Origin of the sequence: Cellulosimicrobium cellulans (assembly GCF_042723955.1) — a bacterium.
GTDB classification, from domain to species: domain Bacteria; phylum Actinomycetota; class Actinomycetes; order Actinomycetales; family Cellulomonadaceae; genus Cellulosimicrobium; species Cellulosimicrobium cellulans_H.
Genome location: NZ_JBHXIC010000130.1, coordinates 1 through 4,279, shown reverse-complemented (window position 1 = coordinate 4,279; position 4,279 = coordinate 1). Strand labels below are relative to the sequence as shown.

Sequence of the window (4,279 nt, the reverse complement as noted above, 5' to 3'; positions counted from 1 at the left end):
CGCGCTCGCGCCCGGGCGCGGGGGCGCGGGCGGCGGGGGCGCGCGGCGCGCCGCGCCCGCCTCGTGGGCGCGGCGACGCGGCGCCGCCCCCGCCCCCCCCCCCCCCCCCCCCGGGCCGTCTGCCCGGGCGCCTCGCCCGGGGTTCACCGGAGCTGGACGGGGGCCGGCACCCCTGGGTCGGCTGGGCACACGCCCGGCCGACGGTGTGTCACGACATGACCCTTGTCGAATGTGAGCGTTCACACTAGGCTCGGCCACGATCCTGTTAACGCTCACACGCAACGGTGCGTGTCTCTCGACGAAGAGAGGAAGCCCATGGATACGTCCCTTCACCCTCCACGGCCCCGAACGGCGCGTCGCCGGCGTGCGGTCGCGCTCGCGCTCGTGACCGGCCTGGTCGGCACCGTCGCGCTCGCGACGTCGCTGCCCGCCTCCGCCGCGGAGCCCGACCTGCCCGACGGCGCGTGGGTCGACCCGTTCGAGGGCGCCGCGCTCGGCCCGGACTGGACCGTCGTCAATCCCGTCCCCGAGGCGCTGTCCGTCGGTGGCGGCAAGCTGACGCTCACGTCGCAGCCCGGCGACACCTACCAGGACGCCAACAGCGCCAAGAACGTCGTCCTGCTCGACGTGCCGGCCGGCGACTTCACCGTCGTCACCCGTCTCGAGGCGCCCGTCGCGTCCGTGTACCAGGGCGCGGGGCTCATCGCGTGGCAGGACATGGACAACTACGTCCGCTCCGGCCTGACGTTCGTCGGCGACCTGTCGCCGTCGGGGCGCGCGATCGAGAACGACGTCGAGACCGGCGGCGTGTTCTCCGCGGCCGCGTTCACCGACCGCCCGGGATCCACGGGCGAGACGCTGCGTATGCAGCGCACCGGCGACACGATCGCGACGAGCTTCTGGGACGGCGCCGCGTGGCAGCCCGCGGGCTCCGTGACCGTCGACTTCCCGACGACGCACGTCGGGCTCTACGCGCTCGCCGCGCAGAGCGGCACGGCGCACGCCGCGGCGTTCGACTACGTGGCGCTCCAGAGCGCCGAGGGTGCGGACCAGGTGCCGGACGGCGCGTTCACGCTCGCGGGACCGGGCGACGCCCGGTACCTCGTGGCGACCGACGACGGCCTCGCCCTCGACGACGAGCGGCCCGCGACGACGGTCGCGCTCGACGCGACGGCGGTCGAGGGCGCCGAGGGCACGTCCCCGGTGACGCTCGCGGCCGGCGACCGGCCCGTCGTCGTCTCCGGCGCGTCCCGGCTCTCCCTCGGGGCCGCGGGCGAGGACGCCACGACGCTGCGGCTCACCGACGCGGGCGGCGGCACGGTCTGGCTGCGGAGCGCGGCGGACCCCGAGCAGTACGCCGGCGTGCGCGCGTCCGACGGCGCGCTCGTCCTCGGCCCGCGCGACGCGGCCACGAAGCTCACGATCACGCCCGCCACGAGCGCCGACCACGAGATCACCGTGGACCTCGCCGGCGAGCGCACGGAGATGAGCGACGAGCTGTACGGCATCTTCTACGAGGACATCAACTACGCGGCCGACGGCGGCCTGTACGCCGAGCTCGTGCGCAACCGGTCGTTCGAGTTCAACAACCAGGACAACGCGTCGTTCACCGGGCTCACGGCGTGGAGCGCCGCGAACCGCGGCGGCGCGACGGCCACGACGCAGGTCGTGAACGACGCCGGGCGCCTCAACGCGACGAACCGGAACTACCTCAACCTCACGACGACCGGCGCGGGCGCCGGCGTGCGCAACGCCGGGTACAACACGGGCCTGTTCGTCGAGGAGGGGGAGTCGTACGACTTCTCCGTCTGGGCGCGGTCGGCGACGGCGCAGACGGTCACCGTCCGGGTCGAGGACAACGCCGGGACCACGGCGTACGCGACCGGCCAGGTCGCCGTCGACGGCTCGAACGTGTGGAAGAAGTACGACGTCACGCTCACCGCGACGGGCACGACGAACGCCGGGCGCCTCGCGCTGCTCTCCGGCGCGGCGGGCACGCTCGCCCTCGACCAGGTCTCGCTCTTCCCGCAGGACACGTGGGTCGGCCCGGTCAACGGGAAGTCCGTGCTCCGCAAGGACCTCGCCGAGAAGATCGACGCGCTCGACCCGCAGTTCCTGCGCTTCCCCGGCGGCTGCGTGACGAACGTCGGCACGTTCCGCACCTACGAGGAGTCGAGCTTCACCGACCGTCGCCGCACGTACCAGTGGAAGGAGACGATCGGCCCGGTCGAGGAGCGCGCGACCAACTGGAACTTCTGGGGCTACAACCAGTCGTACGGCATCGGGTACCTCGAGTACTTCCTCTTCGCCGAGGACCTCGGCGCGACCCCGCTGCCCGTGGTGTCCGTCGGCGCCAACGGCTGCGGCAGCACGATCCCCGAGATGACGGACCCCGCGCAGATCCAGCGCTGGGTCGACGACACCGTCGACCTCGTCGAGTTCGCCAACGGCGGCGTCGACACCGAGTGGGGCGCCGTGCGCGCCGAGCTCGGCCACCCCGAGCCGTTCGGCCTGAAGTACATCGGGCTCGGGAACGAGGAGAACACGAAGACGTTCGAGGCCAACTTCCCGGCCTTCCGTGACGCGATCGCGGCGGCCTACCCGGACATCCAGATCATCTCGAACTCCGGCCCGGACGACACCGGCACGCGGTTCGACGAGCTCTGGGAGTTCAACCGCGAGCAGGACGTCGACCTCGTCGACGAGCACTACTACAACGACCCGCAGTGGTTCCTCGAGAACGACGAGCGGTACGACTCCTACGACCGTGAAGGGCCGCACGTGTTCCTCGGCGAGTACGCCTCGCGCGGCAACACGTTCGCCAACGCCCTCGCCGAGGCGTCGTTCATGACCGGCCTGGAGCGCAACTCCGACGTCGTGCGGCTCGCGTCGTACGCACCGCTGCTGGCCAACGAGTCGTACGTCCAGTGGTCGCCCGACGCGATCTGGTTCGACAACGACGAGTCGTGGGGCTCGGTGAACTACTACGTCCAGCGGCTGTTCTCGGAGAACGTCGGCGACGAGGTCGTGCCCAGCACGCACTCGGGCCCGGCCCCGGCCGACGCGACGCTCGACGGTGGCGTCTTCCTCTCGACGTGGAACACGGCTGCGCAGTACGACAACGTGCGCGTCACCGACAACGCGAGCGGCGAGGTGCTCTTCTCGGACGACTTCGAGTCCGGCGCGTCGCAGTGGGAGCCGCAGTCGGGCACGTGGGCGGCGCAGGACGGCGCGTACGTGCAGTCGGCGACGAACGTCACCGACGCCCGGTCGATCGTCGCCGGTGCCTACGCGAAGGACTGGTCGAGCTACACGCTCGAGCTCGACGCGCGCAAGACGTCGGGCGCCGAGGGCTTCCTCGTCGGCTTCGCGGCCGGTGGCCCGAACGACTACTACTGGTGGAACCTCGGCGGGTGGAACAACTCCCGCCAGGCCCTCCAGCGCGCGGCGGGCGGGAGCGCCAACGAGGTGAAGGCGGTCGAGAACCACAGCATCGAGGCCGGCCAGCCGTACCACGTCAAGGTCGTCGTCGAGGGGCCGACCATCGAGCTCTACCTCGATGGCGAGCTCCAGATGTCCTACGAGCAGCCGTCGACCAAGTCGCTCTACCAGGTCGTCACGCGCGACGACGACACGGGCGACGTCGTCGTCAAGGTCGTCAACCCCACCGCGACCGCGGCGCGCACGCAGGTGCACGTCGAGGGTGCTGAGGGCATCGCGTCCGAGGCGACGGTCACGGAGATGGTGGGCGCGCCGTCGGACACCAACACCAAGGCCGACCCCGAGCGGATCGTCCCGGTGGAGCGGACCCTGACGGGCGTGGGCGAGGAGTTCTCCTACGAGTTCCCCGCGCACTCGATCACGTTCGTCCGGCTCCACGCGGCCGACGCGGCGCCCGAGCTCGACCTCGCGGTCGAGGTCTCGCCGCGCTGCCTGGCGGGCAAGGCGTACGTGGCGGTGCGTGCGACGAACGGGGAGGACGTCCCGGTCTCGGTGACGCTCGCGACGCCGTTCGGGCAGAAGGCCTTCGCGGACGTGGCGCCGGGCAAGAACGCGTACCAGTCGTTCGCGGCGCGCGCGACGTCGGCTCCGGCCGGCACAGCGACGGTGACGGGCACGGCGACGGTCGACGGCGAGCAGGTCACCTCGACCGTCGACGTCGCCTACGACGCGCTCGACTGCGGCTGACGACGAGGTAGAGCCCTGGTCGCCCGAGGTAGAGCTCTGGTACCGCGAGGTAGAGGCGTGGTCATGACCACGCCTCTACCTCGCGGTACCA

General features: G+C 71.9%; 1 protein-coding gene. It reads left to right on the top strand.

The window, feature by feature from the left end:
- Positions 1–384 precede the first annotated feature (384 nt).
- On the top strand, positions 385–4,188 hold the full coding sequence (locus ACFWH7_RS20030) for an alpha-L-arabinofuranosidase C-terminal domain-containing protein (RefSeq protein ID WP_378219262.1): 3,804 nt from the start codon (positions 385–387) through the stop codon (positions 4,186–4,188).
- Positions 4,189–4,279 lie beyond the last annotated feature (91 nt).